Below are 22333 nucleotides of genomic sequence, written 5' to 3' on the forward strand. Positions count from 1 at the left end.
CGTGTACCGCGCATCCGATGAAACGATCGCTCACCTCATTGCAGCAGGTGAGTCTTATCGGTGCGAATTCAAAAGTGACTTCTCCAGCAAAGGCGATGGCAAAGAAAAAATATGCCGCACGATCTGCGCCTTTGCCAACGACTTGAACGGGAATGAAGAGTTCGGCGTCATTGCCTTGGGTGTGAATGACGATGGCTCACCCTCTGGACTCACCATTGACGACGAGTTGGAGCAGAAGGTTTTATCGATTCGTGGAGAGGGGAAAATCCTGCCTTTCCCCAGCTTTGTCACGGTGCGGCGTCAGCATCTTGGGCAAGCCATTTTGTGCATCGAAATTCAGCCCAGCATTTCCACACCCGTTAAATTTGACCAACGCATTTGGGTGCGTCCTGGCAACGTCACACACCAAGCCAACGCGGAGGAAGAGCGCCGCTTGAATGAAAAGCGCCGTAACAAAGACCAGCCTGATGACGCGCAAGTCCTGGAAGGTTTCCACATCCATGACTTGAATCTGGACTACTTCAAAAATCAATATGTGGTGCAAGCCTTTGCACCAGATGTTTTGCAAGCCAATGGTCGTACGCAAGAAGAGCGTTTGGCCAGCACCAAGATGGCAGGGCAAGGCCGAGATGGCGTGCTCTACCCCACGGTCTTGGGCATGCTGTGCTTGGGCTTGTCTCCTGCCGATGCCGTGCCCGGTGCCTATGTCCAGTTTGTGCGTTTTGCCGGTGACGATGAAACCAGTCCCGTTCTGGACCAGCAAGAGATTCACGGCAACGTTGCCGATGTCATCCAAAGCACCGAAGCCAAATTCAACGCCCACAACCAGATACCGATTGACTTCACTTCGCAAGACCGTGAACAGCGGTTTTCGCAGTACCCCAAAGTGGCGTTTCAACAGCTGTTTCGCAATGCCGTGATGCATCGCAGCTACTTTGGCAGCAATGCGCCCATTCGTGTTTATTGGTTCAATGACCGCATCCGCATCACCAATCCTGGTGGGCCATTTGGCATGGGCCTTGAAGAGTTTGGACAACCCTATGCTGTGGGCTATCGCAACCCCAATTTGGCTGGCGCATTGAAAGACCTGGGATTTGTACAGCGCTTTGGCGCGGGCATCGGCCTGGCGCGCAGCGAACTGCTCAGCAATGGCAATCCACCGTTGGAACTGGACCCCAGCGCCAACTACGTCAGCATGACGATGCGGAAACGGGCATGACGAGACCCGTTTTCACTTTTTTCAACGTCAACGAGGGTGCCGGAAAGACCCGTTTGATCTACCACATCGCCCACATGTTCGCGATCATGGGGGTGCACGTCCTGGCTGTGGATTGCGATCCGCAAGCCAAGCTCAGCGCTTCTTTCTTGCGTGATGAAGCATTACAAGCGCTTTGGGACGATGCATCGTGCGCGCAAACCATTTACCGCGCTGTGCAACCCTTGACTGGAAACGGCGATTACGTGACGCCAAAGCTTCAAGAAATCACGCCCAAGTTGCATTTGATTGCGGGCGACTTGGGTCTGTCTTCTTTTGAAGATCAATTGTCCGAGCAATGGAGCAATGCCAATTCGGACAACTCAGACACCTATGGCCAGTCTTTTGATATCTTGACGGCGTTTTGGCGCTGCGCACAAGAAGCGGCGTCCCAATGCGAAGCAGACATCATCATTTTTGACATTGGCCCGAACTTGGGTGCCATCAATCGCTCAGTTTTACTGGGCACCGACCACGTCATTGTTCCGCTGGGCGCAGATTTGTTTTCTTTGAGGGGCTTGCAAAACATAGGCCCGGCATTGCGCGTCTGGCGCAAATCGTGGGAGACCCGAAGCGCCAAGCCCTTCAACGACTACACATTGCCCAAGGGTGATATGCACGTCTTAGGCTACGTTGCCATGCAACACCAAGTACGTTTGTCTCGACCCGTACAAGCTTACAAACAATGGGTGGATCAGATTCCGAGCGACTACCGCAAATACATCGAAGAAACAACAACTGACAACACTCCAAAAATTGAAGACGACCCGTTTGCTCTGGCACTGCTGCGCCACTACAAAAGCATCGTACCCATCGGCCAAGAGGCCCGCAAACCCATTTTTTCTTTGAAAAGCGCAGACGGTATCAGTGGTTCACAAATGGCCACTGTTCGCGCCGCATACGACGACTTTCAAAACCTCGCCACAAAAATTCTGCTTCAAGCCAATCTCGCCCATCTTTTATGACTGCACCCAAACTCGTCCAAGGCTACGAAGTCGTCATCGGCTTCGAAACACACGCCCAACTCTCGACCAAGAGCAAGATTTTCAGCCGCGCTTCGGTGGCCTTTGGCGCCGAGCCCAACACGCAAGCCTGCGCGGTGGACATGGCACTGCCCGGCACGCTGCCCGTGATGAACATCGGCGCTGTGGAACGCGCCATCGAGTTCGGTTTGGCCATCAATGCGCACATCGCCGAGCGCAGCATCTTTGCCCGCAAAAACTACTTCTACCCCGACCTGCCCAAGGGCTACCAGATCAGCCAGTTTGAGATCCCTGTCGTGCAAGGCGGCGAAGTGTCTTTCTTTTTAGAAGTGGGCAAAGAGACCGTGCGCAAAACCGTGCGCCTGGAACGTGCCCACCTCGAAGAAGACGCAGGCAAATCGCTGCACGAAGACTTCATTGGGCAAAGCGGCATTGACCTGAACCGCGCCGGCACGCCCCTGCTGGAAATCGTGACCCAGCCCGACATACGCAGCAGCGAAGAAGCCGTGGCATACGCCAAAGAGCTGCACAAGATCGTGACCTGGATCGGCATCTGCGACGGCAACATGCAAGAAGGCTCTTTCCGGTGTGATGCCAACGTGTCGGTGCGCAAACCTGGTGGCCCTCTGGGCACCCGCCGCGAGATCAAGAACCTGAACAGCTTCAAGTTCATGCAGCAAGCCATCGACTACGAAGTGCGCTGGCAAATCGACCAAATCGAAGACGGCCACACCATCCAGCAAGCCACCGTGCTGTTCGACCCCGACACGGGCGAGACCCGCGCCATGCGCACCAAGGAAGACGCCGCCGACTACCGCTACTTCCCGGACCCGGACCTGCCACCACTGGTGATCGGCCGCGACTGGGTGGAGCGCGTCAAAGGTGAAATGGCCGAGCTGCCCCGCGTGATGGCCGAACGATTTGTGCGCGACTACACGCTGCCCGAATACGACGCCACACAACTGACGCAAAGCAAAGCGGTTGCCTCCTACTTTGAAGCCACGGCCAAAGCCTGCGGCCAAGCCAAACTGGCCAGCAACTGGATCATGGGCGAAGTCTCACGCCGCCTGAACGCCAGCGAAATGGCGATTGAGCAAGCGCCCGTGAGCGCCGCTCAACTGGCCGCGCTGATCGTCCGCATCAGCGACAACACCATCAGCAACAACGCCGCGCGTCAGGTGTTTGAAGGCCTGTGGAACGGCGAGGGCGAAGTCGACGCCATCATCGAAACCAAAGGCCTCAAGCAGATGAACGACACCGGCGAGCTGGAAAAAATCATCGACGAGGTGCTGGCCGCCAACCCCAAGAACGTGGAAGAGTTCAAGGCCGGTAACGCCAAGGCCCTGAACGGCTTGGTGGGTCCGATCATGAAAGCCAGCAAAGGCAAGGCCAATCCGGGGCAGGTGAATGCGCTGTTGATGAAGAAGCTTGGGTGATCGTTTGAAGTTTGAGTTGCCGATTTAGTGAGCGCCGCTCAACTGGCCGCGCTGATCGTCCGCATCAGCGACAACACCATCAGCAACAACGCCGCGCGTCAGGTGTTTGAAGGCCTGTGGAACGGCGAGGGCGAAGTCGACGCCATCATCGAAACCAAAGGCCTCAAGCAGATGAACGACACCGGCGAGCTGGAAAAAATCATCGACGAGGTGCTGGCCGCCAACCCCAAGAACGTGGAAGAGTTCAAGGCCGGTAACGCCAAGGCCCTGAACGGCTTGGTGGGTCCGATCATGAAAGCCAGCAAAGGCAAGGCCAATCCGGGGCAGGTGAATGCGCTGTTGATGAAGAAGCTTGGGTGATCGTTTGAAGTTTGAGTTGCCGATTTAATCGATAGAGCAAAGAGAATCAATACAGATGGATTCGGGTCGAGAGTGACACACCTATGAGCCTAATATTTTCGGGAATGCACGGAATTTTTCTGGCTGGAATTGAAACTGACTGACACCGAAATGCAAGCACATTCGAAATCTGAAATAGCGGTAGTTGCATTGCTTAGGGCGACACAGTGCTATCAGAATGCTGATTGGATTGCCGCCACCATATTGGCGGGTGCCGCACAGCAAGTCTTGCGGGATTTGTGTGAGGCGCGCGGCATAGGCACGACCATCGAGATGGTTAGTGCATCACTTGGACATCAAACAAGGGATGTGCATAGGATTGTTGTTACTTCGTATAACGGCATGAAACACGCCGACAGAGAACCAACTTGTGATGTATTAGTTTCTCCGGCTGAGCCACAGGCGTTGATTGTTATGGCTGCAGCGGATTTGGCTAGGCTTAACATTCCATACTCATCTGCAATTGATGAAATTCTGAATTTTGTGATGTCATTCAACAAGGAGAAGTTGCTGTGCGAAAACTAACAGCCGTACTGCGAAGCAGAAATCTATATGCCGAGGTTACTTCATCAGCTATAGCGACTTGGCGTTGTCATTGTTTTGGCCGTACGAAGAATGATTCAAAAATATGGATTGACACAGAGGCAATTGACATGAGCAACTCACATGTAACCGTCACGTTTGAAGATAGGGAGAAGGTACTTTCGGCTCCAGACACTCCCCAATGGAAAATAGACAATCCATGTGGTGCCATTTGGGTTGATTATTCAAAGAACGCTGATGTGCAAAATCAGATTCAGATAACCGTAAATTTACCTGGTGACGTGTATCAAAAAGTTAGAGAAACTGACTTGCGCCAAGACGACATCATTGTCGCTGTGAGCTTCGATAATTTAACGCCACGTGGTGAGGGTAGTGCAAATGCATTTTTATCAACTGCACTTGTGCACTTCTGTACTCGGTTGGTTAATGAAGATTAATTTGGTGCGAACCTATACTGCGTCCCCCTACCCACCCCGGTCTGCACCAACACCCCCATCTCGCACAAAGCCGTGAGTTCACGATAAGCCGTTGCGCGTGACACGCGGCACAGGTTCACGTATTTCTCGGTGCTGATGCCGTTGGCAAATCCTTCAGGCCCCACGTCATAGAGTTTGTTGATCGCCTTGGTTTGTGTGGACGTGAGCTGCGGGTGTTGCTCGCGCAGTTCTGACCAGAAGCGGGTTTTGCGCATGGCCGCTTGCATGTGGTCCCAGGTGGCATCGGCGGCTTTGTGCACACAGCCCACGAACCACTGCACCCAAGGCGTCACGTCCATGTTGGCCTGTTCGGTGGCCACTTGCAGTTGGGCGTAGTAGCCCGCCCGGTCCAGCCACATTTGCTGCGACAGGCTCCACAAACGCTTGTCGGTTTTCAGGTCTTGCGCCAGGGCCATTTCAATTAGCGCACGACCCACGCGGCCGTTGCCGTCTTCGAAGGGGTGAATGGCTTCGATCCACAGGTGTGCCAGCGCTGCACGCACCAGACCATCGGTTTGGCCCAGGCTGCTGTTGAACCAGTCGATCAGCCGCGTCATCTGCGCATGCACATCGGCCGAATCGGGTGCCTGGTAATGCACGATGTCGGGCTTGCCCATGCGGGGCGTCACGATCTGCATGTGTTCGGCATGGTCGCGGTAAGCGCCCGTGCGTATTTTCTGGATGCCGCTGCGTCCGGTCGGGAACAAGGCCGCTTGCCAGCCGTACAGAGTGTCGTGGCTCAAGGGCTGCTGGCTTTGTTCGATGGCCGCTTGCAGCACGTCGAGCGTGGCTTCGGTCCTTGCATCACGATCTAGCGCTTTGGCGTCAGCCATGCCCAAGCGCCGCGCGGCTGAGGCCCGCACCGAATTGACTTGCAGAATCTCACCTTCGATCTGCGCCGTGGCGATCGCTTCGTCGGCCCAGCCTTGCAGTTCCAATGCGCCCAAGTCCATCAGTTGCAGATGGCTGGCGAGTCCCATTGACCGCCCTTGTGCATAGCGTGCAGCGGCCAACGCCGGTTGGAGCGCGGCCAGATCGACCTGAAATTCAGGCCAGCAAGGGGATTGCCAGAGGTACATGATGCGTATTTTAGAAATTTGCGCTTCAAACATGAAGCGTAAATGGCTTTTTTACGCTTCACGCTAGTGAACGGCATCCAGCACAGCAAGCCCTGAGCATTGACAAGCCAGGCAATTGTCGTAACATACAAACATTTAGTCATTTGGAGTCGAAGATGAGCATTCACACGTTTTCAAGCCGCGACTTCACACGAGACGTGTCAGCCGCCAAACGCGCTGCCGTGGATGGACCTGTGTTCATCACCGACCGGGGTCGCCCCGCGTTTGCACTGCTCAAAATCGACGATTACTACCGCATGGCCGGAAAGGCCACCCCGTCTTTGCTGGAGGTGATGGACGGCATACCGGGCGGTGAAGGCATCGAGTTTGATCCGCCCAAGCTGAGCATTCAAATTCAAGCCGCGAACTTGGATTGAAAGCGATCCATGTTCGTTCTGGACACCAACGTCATTTCCGAGCTGCGCCAGGGCAAGCCCAACCCGTCCGTGGCGGTACGCCAATGGGCCGCAGGCCAGCCCAGCCATCAACTTTTTTTGTCGGCCATCACGCTGCTTGAGTTGGAATTGGGCATTCAGGCGTTGGAGCGCAAAACACCGCCGCAGGGCAGCGCTTTGCGCCATTGGCTGGGTGGCGTTCGCGCTGCTTTTTCGGGGCGCATCTTGCCCTTTGCAGAGAACACAGCACCCGTGTGCGCATCACTGCACATCCCAAACCCGCGCTCAGACCGGGACGCGATGATCGCGGCCACAGCCCTTGAGCACAGGTTCACCGTCGTGACACGCAATGTGTCGGATTTTGAAGCGACCGGTGTGGCCCTGTTGAATCCTTGGCTTGAACACGCAGCGCACTGAACGGGTGGTTTTGAGTTGGACGTTTTGCGTGAATATTCAGGTGCACCACCCTCGTATCCATGGGGGCAACGCAAGGCTCTTTGGACTGAGAGCATAGATTTCAGCCCAGGTCGGCACGCCACTGTTCATGCTGCACACGCTGCTGTGCGGCTTTTTCGCGCAAGTTAGCCCGCTTGGTGATGCGCAGTTTGTGGGGTGAACCTTGGCGCAACACCTCCATCGTCAGCCCCAGACCGGATTGACCAAACTCTTCAAGGATGTGTTTTCGCCGGGCCTCTGTCATGGCGAGCAACACGTTTGCGCTGTCGTGATTTTTCAGGAAGGTCATCACTTGTCGGCAATCGGCGCATTGACAGCGCATGACCGGCACCACCATGGACCAGTCGCCTTGCTCGGGCAGGGCTTTGGCCAGTGACAGATTCAAGGCCTGTTTCACACGTTCCCGCAATGTGGACCAACCCGCAACAGCGTGCGCCACTTTGTCCAATTCGATCAACAGGGGGCTGAGCACAACGTGCCTATCGGCGCAGGGCAAGCGCCAATAGCGTTTTCAAACATGCTGTTGTGACGCCATCCGCCCCATGCCAATGACCGATGCGCTGATCAATTGAAAAGACTTTTTGCTTGCAAGTCACCCCACCAAAGGCACCACTTCCTGCTCAATCGCTCCAAACAAACTTTCACCGTTTTGGCCCTTCATCTCGATGCGGATGGTGTCACCGTACTTCATGTATTCGGTGCTGGGCTGGCCGTCCTGGATGGTTTCGATGGCGCGTTTTTCGGCGATGCAGCTGTAGCCTTTGGGCCATTGTGGCTTGCCCTTGACTTGCACACTCTTGTTGCTGACCGTACCGCTGCCCACGATGGAACCTGCTCGAACATGGCGGGTTTTGCAAAGGTGCGCAATCAGCTGGCCAAAATGGAAGGTCATTTCGGGTCCGGCTTCGCACATGCCCACTTTGCGGCCATTCCAGGTGCATTGCATGGTCAAGTGCACGCGTCCCCCTTTCCAAGCCTCACCGAGTTCATCGGGCGTCACGGCCACAGGGCTGAAGGCAGTGGCAGGTTTGCCTTGCAAGAAGCCAAAGCCCTTGGCCAACTCGTTCGGAATCAGGTTGCGCAGGCTCACGTCGTTGGCCAGCATGATCAAGCGCACGGCCTCGATGGCATCGTCGGCGGGAGTTTGCATGGGCACATCCCCCGTGATGACCGCGATCTCGGCCTCAAAGTCGATGCCAAACGCTTCGTTGGCGCACACCACCGGGTCACAGGGGCCAAACAGATCATCGCTGCCGCCCTGGTACATCAGAGGGTCGGTGTAAAAGCTGCTGGGCACCTCGGTGTTGCGTGAGGCCCGTACCAGCTCCACATGGTTCAGATACGCTGAGCCATCGGCCCACTGGTATGCACGCGGCAAAGGGGCCATGCAGCGCTCGGGGTCAAAGGGAAAAGCATGACGGGCTTTGCCTTGGTTCAAGGTGGTGTACAGGTCTTGCAGTTGGGGTGCCAGAAAATTCCAGTCATCGAGCGCTTGCTGAAGCTTGCTGGCGATGCCCGTCGCATAATGCGCGGTGCTCAGGTCGCGCGAAACCACCACCAACTGACCATCGCGTGAGCCGTCTTTGTAGGTCGCCAATTTCATCTTGAAGGTGTCCTTGTGTGGTGGCCGCTGCTCACATGGGGAAACACGGCAAAATTACGTATTGTTAAACTCATTTAACTAAACGAAAAAATTAATTTTAGACCATATGCCCAGCCCAAGACCCGCAGACACCCCCCTGATTGAGGACAAAGAACGCGCGGGCATCCAGTCGGTTGAGGTGGGCTTTGCACTGCTCGATGTGCTGGCACAAGCCCCTGGCCCTCTCATGCTGCGCGACCTCGCTGGCTCGGCTGGCATGAGTGCAGCCAAGGCACACCGTTATTTGGTGAGCTTTCAACGTCTGCACCTGGTGGTGCAAGATGGCAACACCCGTTATGAACTCGGCCCGGCGGCATTGCGCTTGGGACTGGCCTCATTGTCCCGGTTGGATGCGGTCAAGCTGGCGCGTGAGCGCTTGCCAACACTGCTGGACCAAACTGGCCACACCCTGGCTTTGGCGGTCTGGGGAAACCGTGGTCCGACCTTGGTGCATTGGCAAGAGACCCCCTTGACCGTGCCGGTCAATTTGCGCTTGGGCGATGTGATGCCTTTGCTGTCGTCCGCCACCGGCCGTTGTTTTGCCGCCTTCATGGGCCACGGCGGTGGGGTCGACAAAGCCCAACCCATGATCGAATCAGAACTGGCTTTGGTCCGCAAACTCGGTCGCACCGACTTGCCCTCGACACAGGCCCAAGTGCGTGCCATTTTGGAAGAAACCCGCCACCAAGGGTTGGGTCGGGTGGTCAACGTCTTGTTGCCCGGCATCTCGGGCTTTTGTGCGCCTGTGTTCAATGCCGATGGGCATTTGGCCTTGGGCGTGGTGGCTTTGGGTTCTTCTGCCACGCTTGACACCGACTGGCACGGCTCGGTGGCCAAACCTTTGCGTGCCTTTGCCGCTTTGCTTTCCAGCGATTTGGGTTGGCGTCCAACTTGAGCACGGCGTCCATGACGGCCCCGCACCCCTTCTCTTCACGGACGGGCAGACCCGCCAAAAAGACGCTCTTGCTTTTGGCCGTGGCGGTCTTGGCTGTGCACATGGCTTTGCTGCTGGGCATGGGTGATGCTCGGATCTGGCGTTTGCAAGACCCGCCCACGCGCGTGGGGGCCATGCAAACCCGCACCATTGCAAGCGCCACCGTCAGCCCCATACGTCTTTCAACGCCCAAACCTCAGGCGTCCAGCCAAACCCGCATAGCGCAAGTGGTCAAGCCCCCTGTTGCACCCAAGCCTTCAGTACCGGTGCCGGCCCCAGCCCAAAGTCCAGAGCTGGCAGTCACCGCCACCCCTGACGACGTGGCCAAAGCACCCGATGAAGCCCCACCGGATGCCTCGGCTTCAGCCCCCCATTCAGCGCCCTTGGCCCAGCTTGATCCCAACAACACCAACACAACCGATCTACCGACCAGCGCCCCCCCCACTGAGGTGACTCCACCCGTCAATCCGGGGGTGGACGCATCGTCACCGGCCGAACCCCAAGCTGTGCCGATCACGCCAGCGGAGCCGATTGCGTCGGCCACCATGGCCCTGCCCGGCATCCCTTTGGGCGCAGTGCCATCTTCGACTTTGCTCAGTTACCGCTTAACAGGCCAAGAAAAAGGCCTCCAGTACACCGCCAGTGGCAGCTTGAGCTGGCAACACAACGATGCCCGCTACGACATGACACTGACGGTCAAAGCGTTTTTGCTTGGCTCGCGGCAATGGCGCAGCCAAGGCCAAATTGCACCCACAGGACTGATGCCCACCCGGTTTTCGGACAGTTGGCGCAGCGAACGTGCCAGCCATTTTGACCAGGCTGGCCAGCGCATCGTGTTCAGCAGCAATGCACCAACGGCAGTTTTGCAAGCCGGTGCGCAAGACCAAATCAGCCTGTACGCCCAATTGGCGGCTGCCATGGCCGCCGATGGCGCACGTTTTGTGCCGGGCACCCGTTTGCAAATCCAGATTGCCACCGTGCGCGACGCTTTGCCCTGGCTGCTGACCTTGGACAAGGTGGAAACCATCACCGCCAATGGCGTGGACCTGCAGGCCACCAAATGGGTGTGTCAACCGCGCAACCGTTTTGACGCCCAAGTCGAGTTTTGGGTGGCCCGCGAACACCAGTGGTTGCCCGTGCGCATTCGCATCACCCAAGTCAACGGCAACTTCATTGACCTGAACCTGATAGGCCAAGCCCCCTTGCCCCCTTTGCCCGCCAGCAACACACCCGGTTAAAAACCCCTTGCGACTCACGTTGTTACAAACCGCCTGACTTGACGGGGACAACTTGAGGGAGAATGAAGTCATGAACTTGCTCTATGAATCTGAAACTTTTGCTGTGATGCACATGCTGGCCAATGCGCCCAGCGAATCATCGCCCGCCCCCAGCAAACCCATGCTGGAGCGACATGGTTTTGAAATCGTGGACAAACGCTCGGGCAAAGAGGTGTACCTGGACGGCTCTTGGGCCGAAATGTTTCAGCAACAAATTCAAGCCTGGCAGCAGCACACCCCTACACAAGAAGAAGTCGAAGACACGCTCGAAGGCTACACAGGTCTGGCCCAGCAGCCTGTGGTGGTGCACTGACCCCACTTGGCGATGGCTCCAGGTCGGTGGCTTCAGCCCCTACCAACACCGGTGATCCATCCTGTCGGGGCTCAAGCCACCAAGCTGCAAAAAACCGCCCTCAGGCGGTTTTTTTACGCCTGTTGATCCACTGGAACAGCGGCCCCACCAACATCAGCACCGCCACCAGACGGCAAACCTGAAACGCCGTGACCACGGGCACCCCCAACTGCAAGACCTTGGCCGTGATCGCCATCTCGGCAATGCCACCGGGCGAAGTGCCCAAAATCAGCGTGGCCGGGTGCAGCCCGGTGGCCCAGGCCAGCAAGCCGCCAAACCCGACGGACAAAGCCATCATGACCCCACTACCGATCGCGGCCGACACCAACCAGCGCGGCGCGGTGTGCAAAAACTCACGCTGAAACCGCACCCCCAGACTCACGCCAATGACCAACTGCGCGGCATTCGACAAGTCCGTCGGCACCGCCGACCAGTTCACGCCCGACAAAGTCAGACACATCGAGGCCAGCAAAGCGCCCATGAACCACGGGTTGCTGCGCTTGAGCCACCTCATGACCAGCGCACCTGCTGCCGTGGCCAGCCCCAGCCAAAACAAGCCAGGCCACTGCGCCACACGCGGTCCCGACAACAAACGCGCATCGACCTGCAAGCCCCAATGGCTTTGCGCCCACTGCATCGCAAAAGGCACCGACATCACCACAATGACCAGCCTTACGCTGTGCGCTGCCGCCACCAAATCGGTGCGTCCCCCATGGCGCTCGGCCAGCAAGGTCATCTCGGACGCGCCGCCAATGGCACTGGCAAAGTAGCTGGTGGCTCGCCCTGCACCGAGCGGCAGGTGCGCAAAATCGGCCGCATGTTGGCGTTGCAGCCACAGGCCAAACAAGCCGCCCAGCACCAGCGCCCACAGCACAGCCAGCACAATCGCCCACCACAGGCTGACCACCAGGGCGCTGACTTGCGGCGTGAAATACAGGCCCAAAGCTGCGCCAATGACCCATTGCCCGGCGTTGCGCGGCATGTGGGCACTGCGTGTGGGGGCACCCAGCACCGAAGCCAGCGCCGTCGCCAACAAAGGCCCCAGCATCCAGGGAATGGGTGTGTGCAGCCACACGCACAGCTCGGCCGCAACCAGCGCCAGCATCAAGGTCAGCGCCACACGGGTCAGGTCATGAAAATTCATCGGCTCAAAAAAAGACCGCCCAAACGGGCGGTCGGGGGATGGTCATCAAAGGGCCGTCAGGCGTGACGGCGGATGCTGTCGGCCACGGTCTGCACAATCTGGTCGATGTGCGCGTCTTCCACGATGTAGGGCGGGCAAATGACAATATTTTCACCCGCCGGACGCACCCAAACGCCTTTGTGGAAGCAGTCCATGAAGATGTCATAGGCCCGCTTGCCAGGCGTGCCGGGGATGCTGGCCAATTCGACCGCGCCCGCCAGACCCAGCGTGCGGATGCCAATGACATTGGGCAAGCCCTTCAAGGCGCTGTGCATCGCGTCGCCCAGCACCCGGCCTTGCTGGCCCGCACGGGCAAACAGGTTTTCTTCTTTCATCAAGTCCAGCGTGGCAATGGCCGCTGCGCAAGCCACAGGGTGGCCGGAATAGGTGTAGCCGTGGAAAAACTCGATGGCATGCTGCGGTGAATTGGCGTTCATCATCGCGTCGTAGATGAAATCGCGGCAAATCACACCGCCCAAGGGAATCACGCCGTTGGTCACGGCCTTGGCGAAGTTCAGCATGTCGGGCACCACACCGTAGTAGTCAGCGCCAAAGTTCACGCCCAAGCGACCAAAACCGGTGATCACTTCGTCAAAAATCAGCAAGATGCCGTGTTTGTCGCAAATCTCGCGCAAGCGCTTGACATAGCCTTGGGGCGGGATGTACCAACCCGCGCTGCCTGCAATGGGCTCGACGATCACGGCGGCCACGTTGCTCGGGTCATGCAACACCAAAATGCGGTTTTCAAGCTCCAACAGCGGGTCTTCGGCCCACACAGGTTCTTCGTGGTGGATGTAGGGGTGGTTCACCGGGTCATGAATGAAGCGCATGTGGTCAACCCGGGGCAGCAGTTGCGCACCGAAGGCCTTGCGGTTGGCCGGCAGGCCACCCACGCTCATGCCGCCAAAGTTGACGCCGTGATAACCCTTTTCACGCCCAATGAACACCGTGCGGTGCCCCTCGCCCCGAGCGCGGTGATAGGCCAGCGCCACTTTCAAGGCGGTGTCGGCCGCTTCTGAGCCGGAGTTGCAAAACAGCACCTTGTTCAGGTCACCGGGGGCCATGTCGGCAATCATCTGCGCCGCTTTGAAGGCTTTGTCGTTGCTGGCCTGAAAAGCCGTGGCGTAGTCCAGCGTGTCCAACTGGTTTTTGATGGCCTCGTTGATGGGTTTGCGGTTGTGTCCAGCGCCCACGCACCACAGGCTGGAGATGCCGTCGATGACCTTTTTGCCATCGTGCGTGGTGAAGTGCATGCCTTCGGCCCCCACAAAGACCCGGGGGTCCTGGCGGAATGTGCGGTTGGGGGTGAAGGGCAACCATTGGTTGTCCATGGGGATGTCATGGTTGTTCACGAACGCACTCCTTGGGTTGAATCAGGTGGCTTCTAGTTTAAAGGACGGCCACGCCCCATGCAGGCGCGTGAATGACACAAAGCCAATGCAGGGCTGATGAGACCGCGACCTCAATACCCCCTCTCAAAGCCACTTTGACACACCGTTTGCAGCATTTTTCTTCTGCCCGAACGGATACCCCCTGTTCCTGACGACCAGAATCCATCAAAATAAAAGAATGCTTTTTAATTAAATATGAGGTGGTATGCACACATCAAAAACAATGCCATGGGTTCTGCTGTGGGCCGCGCTGGGCTCCAGCGTCTTGGCAGCACAAGAGCTCAAAGTCAAAATCACGCCCACTTTGAGTGCTGTGGATGTGGTTCATGGGGGGGAAGCCGTGCGGATACAACGCATCCAAGACACGGGCCACAAAATCATTGACGACTTCGCCAAAACCTCTCGCCCCTGTCCGGAGTTCTGTATCCATGCGATGGTCGTCGCGCCTGGCGTGGAAACCTTGGGCGAGTTGGAATTGTTGGACTTCATGAGCCAGCAAGTGACCAGCGGCAAAGGCTTGGTGATCGACGCTCGCTTGCCTGATTTCCACAAAATCGAAACCATCCCCACCTCCATCAACATTCCCTTCACGGTCATCAAAGCCGACAACCCGCACATTGGCCAGATCCTGAGCGCCTTGGGGGCAGAACAAGGCAGCAACAAACGTTGGAACTACCAAAAAGCCAAGTCCCTGGCCTTGTGGTGTAACGGTCCTTGGTGCGACCAATCTTCGCGTGCCATTCGGTCATTGCTCAGCTTGGGCTATCCGCCCGCCAAGCTCAAGTACTACCGGGGTGGCATGCAAGCCTGGAAGTCCTTGGGCCTGACCACCGTGGTGCCCGCTGCGGTGACCCCCTCCTGAGAAGTCCTCACCTGTCCCTTTTTTTGGAGAACCCTCATGCAAGCCATTCCTGACGTTGTCATCAAAAACGGGCGCATCGTCACCGCCCACGAAGCCGAACATCGCCGCCTTTACAAAGCCGCATGGCTCGTCGCCACCTTGCTCGCCACCGGCATGGGAGGCTATTTGTTCGGCCAATACCAAGCCACGCCACCAACCACCACACCTTCAGTGGCCACACTGTCCGTGTGGCCAGCCCCTGTCCAACCCACATCGTCTTTGGCCGCAACGGCGCCCACGACCCCATTGCCCCAAGCTGCGGCTTCATCGTTGACGCAAACCCGCCCCTCACCCACAAACAGCACCTCAACCCTGCAAGCCGCCGTTTCGGCCTCTTTGCAAAACGTCTCCCCACCATCGGGCAACGAGAAGCAATTTGTTCAGGCACAACAAGACTACTTGCGACAGTCACAAGAAACACCGGAACAAGTCAAAGCGCACCTGGACCGTTTAGCTACCCAACCTGATGCCCTGCAAGCGCACAACCGATCAGTGACCAATCGCGTCACCGCCACCGCAAGCCACGCCTCAGCCCAAGATTTAGAAAAAGCGGTACTTGCCTCGCACAAAGCTTCACAAGCCCTTCCCACCCAAGATGCACTGACCGGTGCACTGAAAAAAGAGGCCACCCTGCACGAGGCCGAAGCACAAACCTACGTTGTGCGTACAGGTGACACCCTTTGGGCGATTGCCAGACGCATGTACGGCGACCCCCACCAATACAAACGACTGTTTGAAGCCAACCCCAGGGTGCTGGCCGCCCCCGAACACATTTTCCCGGGCCAAGTTCTGCGGGTCCCAGCTTGAAGGTTTGATGGGGTCGGATGGCAGGTACTTTGTGCAATGCGCGACAATCTCACCCCATGAATCCCATTGCGACGACCACCTACATCCTGACCCTCTCCTGCCCTGACCGCACCGGCATCGTGCATGCCGTGTCGGGTTTTTTGCTGGAGCGCGGGGGCAACATCGAAGAAGCGGCCCAGTACAACGACCACGACACGGGTCTGTTTTTCATGCGCGTCCAGTTTGCCTGTGACCAGATCGACGGCGACACCCTGAACGCCCAGTGGGCCGCATTTGCCCAGACCTTTGACATGAAGTGGGACCTGCACGCCACAGCCCAGCCCATGCGCACGGTGATCATGGTCAGCAAGGAAGGCCATTGCCTGAACGACCTGCTGTTTCGCTGGAAAAGTGGCCTGTTGCCACTGGACATCCGCGCCATCGTGAGCAACCACCGCGAGTTCTACCAACTGGCGGCCAGCTACAACGTGCCCTTTCACCACATCCCGGTGACCGCCGCCACCAAACAACAGGCTGAAGCCAAGCAATTCGAAATCATCCAGGCCGAAGGTGCCGAGCTGGTGGTATTGGCCCGTTACATGCAAATTTTGAGCGACGACCTGTGCCGCAAGCTGGCCGGTCGCGCCATCAACATCCACCACAGCTTTTTGCCCAGCTTCAAGGGGGCCAAGCCTTATTACCAAGCGCACGACCGGGGCGTGAAACTGATCGGTGCCACCGCCCACTATGTGACAGCCGACTTGGACGAAGGCCCGATCATCGAGCAAGACGTGGCCCGCGTGGACCACAGCAAGACCGTCGAAGACCTGACCGCACAGGGCCGCGACACCGAAAGCCAGGTGCTGGCCCGCGCCGTGAAATGGCACAGCGAGCACCGCGTGCTGATCAACGGCCACAAAACCGTGATCTTCAAATAAAAAAGGCCTGCTGTCATGTCTGCCAACTCACGCATCCCGCCCATTCAGTGCCTTTTGACTTTTGAAGCCCTGGCGCGATTGCGCAGCGTGACGCAGGCCGCTGAAGAGCTGTGCGTCACGCCCAGCGCGGTGAGCCACCGGGTCAAACAGCTCGAACAAATCATTGGCACCAAGCTGTTTGGCCGGGCCGATTTTTCGCTCACCACCGAAGGCAATGAATACCTGGCCCATGTGCGTGAAGGTCTGGTGTCGCTGCAGCGCTTTCCCAGCGCCAGCAACACGCCCGGCCGCCGCAAGCTGCGCCTGGCGGTCACGCCCACTTTTGCCCGCTCGGTGCTCATGCCCAGGCTCAAACATTTTCTGGACGCTTACCCCGAAATCGACATCACCCTGCAAGTCAGCATTCCCCTGCTGGACGTGGTGGCCGAAGACGCCGATTTGACGGTGCGTTTTGGCACCGGACGCTATTCGGACGTGGAGCACATTTGCCTGGCCAAAGACGATGTGACGCCCTTGGCCTCGCCCGCCTGGCTGCGCGAAAACGGCCCCTTTGCCAGCGTGGAAGATCTGCAGCGCGTGCCCTTGTTGCGCAGCCCGCTGGAGCCCTGGCGCACCTGGTTCGCAGCGCACGACCTGGACTGGCCTGAGCCCATCGACGGCTCGTCCTTCAATGACATCGGCCTGATGTGCGACGCCGCAGCCCAAGGCCTGGGCGTGGGCCTGATCCGCACCAAGCTGGGCGCGCCTTGGGTGGAAAGCGGCCAACTGGTGCGCCTGTTCGAGCGCAGCGTGCCCAGCCCGCACGCCCACTACCTGTGCTGGCGCACCGGCACCATGGAGCGCTGGGAATGCGCGACTTTTGCCGACTGGTTGAAAAAAGCACTGGCCTGAAGGGCATTTCTCTTGAGAAACGGCACCCTCGCCGCGATCAGGCTTTCGCTGTGCACTGGCATTCACCCCGAGGGCGGGGCTCTCACATTTGAGCCTCGGCGATGACACGACCCATGCCGCATGCGAGCAAATTCACAAGTCCCTCAAAGATTCTTCAGCCCCACGCACCGGGCTTGCGCTTACAGTTGAAGCTTCACCACAGGTCTTGACTGCCATGAGCGCCCACACCCCTGACGAAACACAGCAACTGACCGCCACCGAACGTGCCGAGCGCCAACGCGCTGTGGTGCAGGCCCTGGGCCGGGTGCTGCCGGCCGACGCCATCCTTTACACCCCCGAAGACACCACGCCCTACGAGTGCGACGGCCTGACCGCCTACCGCGAGCGGCCATTGGTGGTGGCGCTCCCCGAAACCGAAGCCCAAGTTCAGGCCGTGCTCAAAGCCTGCCACGCCCTGGCGGTTCCCGTGGTGGCACGCGGCGCGGGCACAGGCTTGTCAGGCGGTGCCATGCCGCACCGCATGGGCGTGACGCTGTCCATGGCCCGCTTCAACCAGATCAAAACCGTGGACCCCGTGAGCCGCACCGCCGTGGTGCAGTGCGGCGTGCGCAACCTGGCCATCAGCGAAGCGGCTGCGCCCTATGGCCTGTACTACGCGCCCGACCCGTCCAGCCAGATCGCCTGCACCATTGGCGGCAACGTGGCCGAAAACTCAGGCGGTGTGCACTGCCTCAAATACGGCCTGACGGTGCATAACGTGCTCAAAGTGCGCGGCTTCACCATCGAGGGTGACCCGATTGAATTTGGCAGCGACGCGCTGGACACCTCCGGCTACGACCTGTTGGCCGTGCTGGTGGGCAGCGAAGGCATGCTGGCCGTGACCACCGAAGTCACCGTCAAGCTGGTGCCCAAGCCCCAACTGGCCCGCTGCATCATGGCCAGCTTTGACGACGTACGCAAAGCGGGCGACGCGGTGGCTGCCGTCATCGCTGCGGGCATCATTCCGGCCGGTTTGGAGATGATGGACGGCCCCATGACCATCGCCGTCGAAGACTTTGTCCACGCAGGCTACGACCTGAGCGCGGCGGCGATTTTGCTGTGTGAGAGCGACGGCACGCCCGAAGAAGTCGAAGAGGAAATCGGCCGCATGAGCGACGTGCTGCGGGGCTGCGGCGCGACCGCCATCACCGTGAGCCGCGACGAAGCCCAGCGTATGAAGTTCTGGAGTGGCCGCAAGAATGCCTTCCCGGCGTCGGGCCGCATCAGCCCTGATTACATGTGCATGGACTCGACCATCCCGCGCAAGCGCCTGGCCGACATTCTGCAAGCCATCTCCGAGATGGAAACCAAATACGCGCTGCGCTGCCTGAACGTGTTCCACGCGGGTGACGGCAACCTGCACCCGCTGATCCTGTTCGACGCGAACGACGCCGACCAGCTGCGCCGCTGCGAACTGTTTGGTGCCGAGATCCTCGAAACCAGCGTGGCCATGGGCGGCACCGTCACGGGCGAGCACGGCGTGGGCATCGAAAAAGTGAACAGCATGTGCGTGCAGTTTTCAGCCGAAGAAAACGAGCAGATGTTCGCGGTCAAACGCGCCTTTGACCCGCAGGGCTTGCTCAACCCCGGCAAAGTGATTCCGACGCTGAACCGCTGCGCCGAATACGGCAAGATGCTGGTGCGGGCGGGGGCCATCAAGCACCCGGATTTGCCGAGGTTTTGAACTGTTGGTTTTTTGTAGGTCGGCGGCTTTGGCCCCGACGTGCGGCCTTGGCAAATCTGGCATCGCCGACGCCACCAAGACGTCGTCGGAGCTGAAGCTCCGACCTACGTGAAACCCGTGGATTTGTAGTCTTCTGTAGGTCGGCGGCTTTAGCCCCGACGTGCGACCTTGGCAAATCTGGCATCGGCAACGCCACCGAAGGCGTCGTCGGAGCTGAAGCTCCGACCTACGGAAAACCGTGGCTTGGTAGTCTTCTGTAGGTCGGCGGCTTTAGCCCCGACATGATGAACCACTCGCACTTGTCGAGGCTGAAGCCGCCGACCTACAAACGCTTCACTCTCTGACGCCAGGCAACACGCTGGGGGCCGTGCCCCAATCAGCAGGGTAAATGCCGTTCTTCACATACCGGTGAAAAGTGCTGTGCGGCCAATCACCGACCTGCGGCACAAGCCCATGCTTGACCGGGTTGAAATGGATGTAATGCGTGTGCTGCTCCACATCCCGCTCGTCACGCAAGGTGTGTTCCCAAAAGCGGTATTGCCATAAAGCCTGAACGCCATTGCGCCCGCGCAAGCGATGCACAACGCCTTGCTTGATCAGCATCCAGCGGGTCGAAAAATCAGCGTCATCAGCAGGCAAGCGCCAGATGCAATGCAGGTGATCTGGCATCACCACCATCGCCAGGGTCTCAAAGGGCCGGTGCTCGCGCACTTTCCTCATCACATCACCCAAGGCGGTCACCGCACACGCCTCTCGCAGCCACGGTGCACGCTGATGGGTCACGACGGTGAAAAAGTAAGTGCCACCTGGAATGTTCGATCGACGGTATTGCATGGCGGGCTCTCCCTTTTTGAATGGATTGAGCCACTCTTTTTATGAGTTATCAAGCATTCATTTTGACAAGGCATTTGTAGGTCGGTGGCTTCAGCCCCGACAAGTGCATGCGCTCCACCATGTCGGGGCTGAAGCCACCGACCTACAAAAATTCATCAATCCCAACTTGGTTGCGCGCGCAACCAAGTTGCCTTAATATATGCCGTCTACAACACGCTCATTTCATGAACACGCCACTCGACCGCACGCTGACCTACCGCCTGCACCAACTGCACAAGCTGACCGACATGGGCAGCCAGTCGGTCTATCCAGAGCGCACGGGCCTGTCGATGAGCGACGGGCGGTGCCTGACGACGATTGGGACTTTTGAACCTTTGTCGGTCAAAGAACTGGCCGACAAAGGCAACCTGAACAAGGGCCAAGCCAGCCGCGCAGCACAAGCGCTGGTTGATCAAGGGCTGGTGCTCAAAGCCGACCACCCGGGTGATGGCCGGGGCGTGGTGTTGACGCTGACGCCTGCCGGGCGCGAGGTGTTTGAGCGCGCCATGGCCATGGTGCACCAACGCAACCAGGACATTTTTGGCTGCCTGACCGACAAAGAACAAGCCACATTGAGCAGCCTGTTTGACCGGCTGATTGCCCATGCCCGCCCGGGTGTTGTGACAGATGCCCCGCAAGGTGTTCAGTGATTCATCCAGCACCGCTGATCCTCAAACCCCAACACCAGACCATGCACACCCCCAACACCGAAGCCCGTCCTTCGCTCTATTACACCTACGAGGTTTTCAAGCCCTGGCTGCCCTCGACACACCCCGCACAAGACCGCCAAAAGGTCGTGATCGTCGGCGCAGGCCCCGCCGGCATGGTCACTGCGCTGGAGCTGGCCCGTCACGGCGTGCCCAGCGTGGTGCTGTCAGCCGAGTTGCAGTTCTCGCAGGGCAGCCGGGCGATTTGTTTCACCCGCCGCTCGATGGAAATCCTGCAGCAAGTCGGCGTGGCTGACCGCATGACCGCAGGCGGTTTGCCTTGGCGTTTTGGCAACTCTTATTACCGGGGCCAGCGCGTGTTCCGCATGGAAGCGCCGCACGACCCCGATGACCGGTTTTTCCCGATCATCAACGTGCAGCAGCAGTTCATGGAGGAGTACCTGCACGACGCTTGCAAAGCCAACCCCCTGATCGACTTCCGCTGGGGCAACAAGCTGGAAAAAATTGACCAGAAGGACGGCTATGCCGTGCTCGAAGTGGACACACCCGAAGGCCCTTATGCCTTGGAGAGCGACTGGGTGGTGGCCGCCGATGGTGGCCGCTCAAGCATCCGCAGCGCCATGAACCTGCAAATGGAAGGCGCTTCTTACGAAGGCTTTTTCGTGATCGCCGATATCAAGATCGATCTGCCCTTTCCCACCGAGCGACTGGCTTATTTCGACCCCGACTGGAACCCCGGCAACACCATCTTGATGCACCGCGAACCGAACGGCATCTGGCGTGTGGACTACCAACTGCCCCCGGGCGAAACGCCCGAAGAAGCGCTGCGCCCCGAGTCGCTCAAGACCCGCATCGACGCACAGCTGGCCATGATCGGCCACGCGGGCCTGAAGTGGGAAATGGACTGGTCTTCGGTCTACTCGGCCCGCACACTCACCTTGCCCGACTTTGTGCACGGCAGCGTGGTCTTCACCGGTGACGCAGCGCACCTGCTGCCGATTTTTGGGGTGCGCGGGGCGAACACGGCCTTCCAGGACGCCCAGTCGCTGGGCTGGCATCTGGCTTTTGTGGTCAAGGGCTTGGCGGGTAAAAACCTGCTGGCCAACCACAGCACCGAGCGCGTGGGCGCGGCGCGCGAGATCATCACCGAAGCGGGCAAAAGCACCCGCTTCATGGCGCCACCCAGCCCGGGCTTTCGGTTGCTGCGCGATGCGGTGCTGTCGCTCTCGCTCACACAGGACTTTGTGCGACCGCTGTACCACTGGCGCACCTCGCGGCCACATGAATACACGCATTCGGTGCTCAACTGCATGGGCGACGACAACGGCTTGTTCAAGAGCGGCCCAGCGCACGGCGCACCGCCACAAAACGTGCGCCTGGGCGCGAACGACTTTTTGCTCGACCACCTGGGCGGCGGCTTTGACCTGCTGTACTTCACCGACAGCACCTTGCCCGAGGCGCTGCAACAAGTGATCAGCGCCGCGCAAATCACAGGCATGCCATTGAACGTGACCGCCATCGGTGCGACCCAGCCCGTAGCGGGTGCAGACCAGTACTTGCCCGACGCCGATGGCCACCTGCGACAGCGTTATGGCATCCCGGCCAATGGCGGTGCCTATTTGCTGCGTCCCGACCAACACGTTTGTGCGCGCTGGATCACACTGGACGCCACACGGCTGCAAGCCGCTCTGATCAACGCCTTGCCGCAATAAG

23 protein-coding genes and 1 pseudogene are annotated in these 22333 nt (G+C 58.7%); 18 read left to right on the top strand and 6 right to left on the bottom strand.

Going from position 1 to position 22333, the window contains the following annotated elements; genetic code table 11:
- Position 1: 1 nt before the first annotated feature.
- From B9Z48_RS13395 to B9Z48_RS21410, 6 genes and pseudogenes are all read left to right on the top strand, one after another.
- Entirely contained in the window at positions 2-1219 is a 1218-nt protein-coding gene (locus B9Z48_RS13395; RefSeq protein ID WP_108379023.1) for an RNA-binding domain-containing protein, read from the top strand.
- Complete coding sequence (locus tag B9Z48_RS13400; RefSeq protein WP_108379025.1) at positions 1216-2220, top strand: ParA family protein; 1005 nt, start codon at positions 1216-1218, stop codon at positions 2218-2220. The genes B9Z48_RS13395 and B9Z48_RS13400 overlap by 4 nt, the downstream gene beginning before the upstream one ends.
- Positions 2217-3674, top strand: coding sequence for an Asp-tRNA(Asn)/Glu-tRNA(Gln) amidotransferase subunit GatB (gene gatB, locus B9Z48_RS13405; protein WP_108379027.1), 1458 nt, complete (start codon positions 2217-2219; stop codon positions 3672-3674). The genes B9Z48_RS13400 and gatB (B9Z48_RS13405) overlap by 4 nt, the downstream gene beginning before the upstream one ends.
- A 27-nt stretch (positions 3675-3701) precedes the next feature.
- A pseudogene (gene gatB, locus B9Z48_RS13410) lies at positions 3702-4034 on the top strand (Asp-tRNA(Asn)/Glu-tRNA(Gln) amidotransferase GatCAB subunit B); the annotation flags it as partial.
- A gap of 129 nt (positions 4035-4163) precedes the next feature.
- Positions 4164-4598, top strand: a complete 435-nt coding sequence (locus B9Z48_RS13415) for a hypothetical protein (protein ID WP_146186285.1) — start codon at positions 4164-4166, stop codon at positions 4596-4598.
- A 128-nt stretch (positions 4599-4726) separates the two neighbouring features.
- The gene (locus B9Z48_RS21410; protein ID WP_146186286.1) at positions 4727-5053 is read left to right on the top strand and encodes a hypothetical protein; all 327 of its coding nucleotides are present in this window, start codon (positions 4727-4729) and stop codon (positions 5051-5053) included.
- On the opposite strand, the gene B9Z48_RS13420 is transcribed toward B9Z48_RS21410, so the two are convergent.
- A complete protein-coding gene (locus B9Z48_RS13420; protein WP_158273267.1) occupies positions 5050-6171 on the bottom strand; it encodes a DUF4172 domain-containing protein in 1122 nt (373 codons plus the stop codon). The genes B9Z48_RS21410 and B9Z48_RS13420 overlap by 4 nt on opposite strands.
- A 155-nt stretch (positions 6172-6326) precedes the next feature.
- Between B9Z48_RS13420 and B9Z48_RS13425 the strand changes: the two genes are divergently transcribed.
- A complete protein-coding gene (locus B9Z48_RS13425) occupies positions 6327-6587 on the top strand; it encodes a type II toxin-antitoxin system prevent-host-death family antitoxin (RefSeq protein WP_108379033.1) in 261 nt (86 codons plus the stop codon).
- Positions 6588-6596: 9 nt separating this feature from the next.
- Positions 6597-7022 (top strand): type II toxin-antitoxin system VapC family toxin, encoded by a 426-nt coding sequence (locus tag B9Z48_RS13430; RefSeq protein WP_108379035.1) that lies wholly within the window; start codon positions 6597-6599, stop codon positions 7020-7022.
- A 100-nt stretch (positions 7023-7122) separates the two neighbouring features.
- Here B9Z48_RS13430 and B9Z48_RS13435 read toward each other — a convergent pair whose 3' ends face one another.
- Together B9Z48_RS13435 and B9Z48_RS13440 are read right to left on the bottom strand one after the other, a co-directional pair.
- Positions 7123-7533, bottom strand: coding sequence for a hypothetical protein (locus tag B9Z48_RS13435; RefSeq protein ID WP_108379037.1), 411 nt, complete (start codon positions 7531-7533; stop codon positions 7123-7125).
- Between the two features lie 120 nt (positions 7534-7653).
- Positions 7654-8664 (bottom strand): fumarylacetoacetate hydrolase family protein, encoded by a 1011-nt coding sequence (locus B9Z48_RS13440; protein ID WP_108379039.1) that lies wholly within the window; start codon positions 8662-8664, stop codon positions 7654-7656.
- A 106-nt stretch (positions 8665-8770) separates the two neighbouring features.
- Between B9Z48_RS13440 and B9Z48_RS13445 the strand changes: the two genes are divergently transcribed.
- The 3 genes from B9Z48_RS13445 to B9Z48_RS13455 all read left to right on the top strand — a co-directional run bounded on the left by B9Z48_RS13445 (position 8771) and on the right by B9Z48_RS13455 (position 11227).
- A complete protein-coding gene (locus tag B9Z48_RS13445) occupies positions 8771-9598 on the top strand; it encodes an IclR family transcriptional regulator (protein WP_108379041.1) in 828 nt (275 codons plus the stop codon).
- On the top strand, positions 9595-10875 hold the full coding sequence (locus B9Z48_RS13450) for a DUF3108 domain-containing protein (RefSeq protein WP_233261124.1): 1281 nt from the start codon (positions 9595-9597) through the stop codon (positions 10873-10875). Before B9Z48_RS13445 ends, B9Z48_RS13450 begins: the two co-directional genes overlap by 4 nt.
- Before the next feature lie 70 nt (positions 10876-10945).
- Positions 10946-11227, top strand: coding sequence for a DUF3567 domain-containing protein (locus B9Z48_RS13455; protein WP_089952122.1), 282 nt, complete (start codon positions 10946-10948; stop codon positions 11225-11227).
- 100 nt (positions 11228-11327) lie between these two features.
- Here B9Z48_RS13455 and B9Z48_RS13460 read toward each other — a convergent pair whose 3' ends face one another.
- Together B9Z48_RS13460 and B9Z48_RS13465 are read right to left on the bottom strand one after the other, a co-directional pair.
- On the bottom strand, positions 11328-12410 hold the full coding sequence (locus B9Z48_RS13460; RefSeq protein ID WP_108379045.1) for an AbrB family transcriptional regulator: 1083 nt from the start codon (positions 12408-12410) through the stop codon (positions 11328-11330).
- 56 nt (positions 12411-12466) lie between these two features.
- On the bottom strand, positions 12467-13780 hold the full coding sequence (locus tag B9Z48_RS13465; RefSeq protein ID WP_108379100.1) for an aminotransferase class III-fold pyridoxal phosphate-dependent enzyme: 1314 nt from the start codon (positions 13778-13780) through the stop codon (positions 12467-12469).
- Between the two features lie 283 nt (positions 13781-14063).
- Here B9Z48_RS13465 and B9Z48_RS13470 point away from each other — a divergent pair, with 283 nt between their 5' ends.
- From B9Z48_RS13470 to B9Z48_RS13490, 5 genes are all read left to right on the top strand, one after another.
- Positions 14064-14702, top strand: coding sequence for a rhodanese-like domain-containing protein (locus B9Z48_RS13470; protein WP_108379102.1), 639 nt, complete (start codon positions 14064-14066; stop codon positions 14700-14702).
- 36 nt (positions 14703-14738) lie between these two features.
- The gene (locus tag B9Z48_RS13475; RefSeq protein ID WP_108379047.1) at positions 14739-15548 is read left to right on the top strand and encodes a LysM peptidoglycan-binding domain-containing protein; all 810 of its coding nucleotides are present in this window, start codon (positions 14739-14741) and stop codon (positions 15546-15548) included.
- Positions 15549-15604: 56 nt separating this feature from the next.
- Positions 15605-16465, top strand: a complete 861-nt coding sequence (purU, locus tag B9Z48_RS13480) for a formyltetrahydrofolate deformylase (protein WP_089952129.1) — start codon at positions 15605-15607, stop codon at positions 16463-16465.
- 15 nt (positions 16466-16480) lie between these two features.
- Positions 16481-17356: a LysR substrate-binding domain-containing protein gene (locus B9Z48_RS13485; protein ID WP_108379049.1), complete on the top strand. Its 876-nt coding sequence runs from the start codon at positions 16481-16483 to the stop codon at positions 17354-17356.
- Positions 17357-17570: 214 nt separating this feature from the next.
- A complete protein-coding gene (locus B9Z48_RS13490) occupies positions 17571-19079 on the top strand; it encodes an FAD-linked oxidase C-terminal domain-containing protein (RefSeq protein WP_108379051.1) in 1509 nt (502 codons plus the stop codon).
- Positions 19080-19412: 333 nt separating this feature from the next.
- Here B9Z48_RS13490 and B9Z48_RS13495 read toward each other — a convergent pair whose 3' ends face one another.
- Complete coding sequence (locus B9Z48_RS13495; protein WP_108379053.1) at positions 19413-19913, bottom strand: transposase; 501 nt, start codon at positions 19911-19913, stop codon at positions 19413-19415.
- 224 nt (positions 19914-20137) lie between these two features.
- On the opposite strand from B9Z48_RS13495, the gene B9Z48_RS13505 reads away from it, so the two are divergent.
- Both B9Z48_RS13505 and B9Z48_RS13510 read left to right on the top strand, forming a co-directional pair.
- Entirely contained in the window at positions 20138-20602 is a 465-nt protein-coding gene (locus B9Z48_RS13505) for a MarR family winged helix-turn-helix transcriptional regulator (protein WP_108379057.1), read from the top strand.
- Positions 20603-20643: 41 nt separating this feature from the next.
- Entirely contained in the window at positions 20644-22332 is a 1689-nt protein-coding gene (locus B9Z48_RS13510; RefSeq protein WP_108379104.1) for an FAD-dependent monooxygenase, read from the top strand.
- Position 22333: the final 1 nt, after the last annotated feature.

Origin of the sequence: Limnohabitans sp. WS1, from assembly GCF_003063265.1 — a bacterium.
Classification (GTDB): Bacteria; Pseudomonadota; Gammaproteobacteria; order Burkholderiales; family Burkholderiaceae_C; genus Limnohabitans_A.

Excerpts from the sequence above, each read along its gene's own strand:
- B9Z48_RS13400 (WP_108379025.1), top strand. The coding sequence starts at position 1,216 with ATGACGAGACCCGTTTTCACTTTTTTCAACGTCAACGAGGGTGCCGGA.
- gatB (WP_108379027.1), top strand. The coding sequence starts at position 2,217 with ATGACTGCACCCAAACTCGTCCAAGGCTACGAAGTCGTCATCGGCTTC.
- B9Z48_RS21410 (WP_146186286.1), top strand. The coding sequence starts at position 4,727 with ATGAGCAACTCACATGTAACCGTCACGTTTGAAGATAGGGAGAAGGTA.
- B9Z48_RS13420 (WP_158273267.1), bottom strand. The coding sequence starts at position 6,171 with ATGTACCTCTGGCAATCCCCTTGCTGGCCTGAATTTCAGGTCGATCTG.
- B9Z48_RS13425 (WP_108379033.1), top strand. The coding sequence starts at position 6,327 with ATGAGCATTCACACGTTTTCAAGCCGCGACTTCACACGAGACGTGTCA.
- B9Z48_RS13430 (WP_108379035.1), top strand. The coding sequence starts at position 6,597 with ATGTTCGTTCTGGACACCAACGTCATTTCCGAGCTGCGCCAGGGCAAG.
- B9Z48_RS13440 (WP_108379039.1), bottom strand. The coding sequence starts at position 8,664 with ATGAAATTGGCGACCTACAAAGACGGCTCACGCGATGGTCAGTTGGTG.
- B9Z48_RS13445 (WP_108379041.1), top strand. The coding sequence starts at position 8,771 with ATGCCCAGCCCAAGACCCGCAGACACCCCCCTGATTGAGGACAAAGAA.
- B9Z48_RS13455 (WP_089952122.1), top strand. The coding sequence starts at position 10,946 with ATGAACTTGCTCTATGAATCTGAAACTTTTGCTGTGATGCACATGCTG.
- B9Z48_RS13460 (WP_108379045.1), bottom strand. The coding sequence starts at position 12,410 with ATGAATTTTCATGACCTGACCCGTGTGGCGCTGACCTTGATGCTGGCG.
- B9Z48_RS13465 (WP_108379100.1), bottom strand. The coding sequence starts at position 13,780 with ATGGACAACCAATGGTTGCCCTTCACCCCCAACCGCACATTCCGCCAG.
- B9Z48_RS13470 (WP_108379102.1), top strand. The coding sequence starts at position 14,064 with ATGCCATGGGTTCTGCTGTGGGCCGCGCTGGGCTCCAGCGTCTTGGCA.
- B9Z48_RS13475 (WP_108379047.1), top strand. The coding sequence starts at position 14,739 with ATGCAAGCCATTCCTGACGTTGTCATCAAAAACGGGCGCATCGTCACC.
- purU (WP_089952129.1), top strand. The coding sequence starts at position 15,605 with ATGAATCCCATTGCGACGACCACCTACATCCTGACCCTCTCCTGCCCT.
- B9Z48_RS13485 (WP_108379049.1), top strand. The coding sequence starts at position 16,481 with ATGTCTGCCAACTCACGCATCCCGCCCATTCAGTGCCTTTTGACTTTT.
- B9Z48_RS13490 (WP_108379051.1), top strand. The coding sequence starts at position 17,571 with ATGAGCGCCCACACCCCTGACGAAACACAGCAACTGACCGCCACCGAA.
- B9Z48_RS13495 (WP_108379053.1), bottom strand. The coding sequence starts at position 19,913 with ATGCAATACCGTCGATCGAACATTCCAGGTGGCACTTACTTTTTCACC.
- B9Z48_RS13505 (WP_108379057.1), top strand. The coding sequence starts at position 20,138 with ATGAACACGCCACTCGACCGCACGCTGACCTACCGCCTGCACCAACTG.
- B9Z48_RS13510 (WP_108379104.1), top strand. The coding sequence starts at position 20,644 with ATGCACACCCCCAACACCGAAGCCCGTCCTTCGCTCTATTACACCTAC.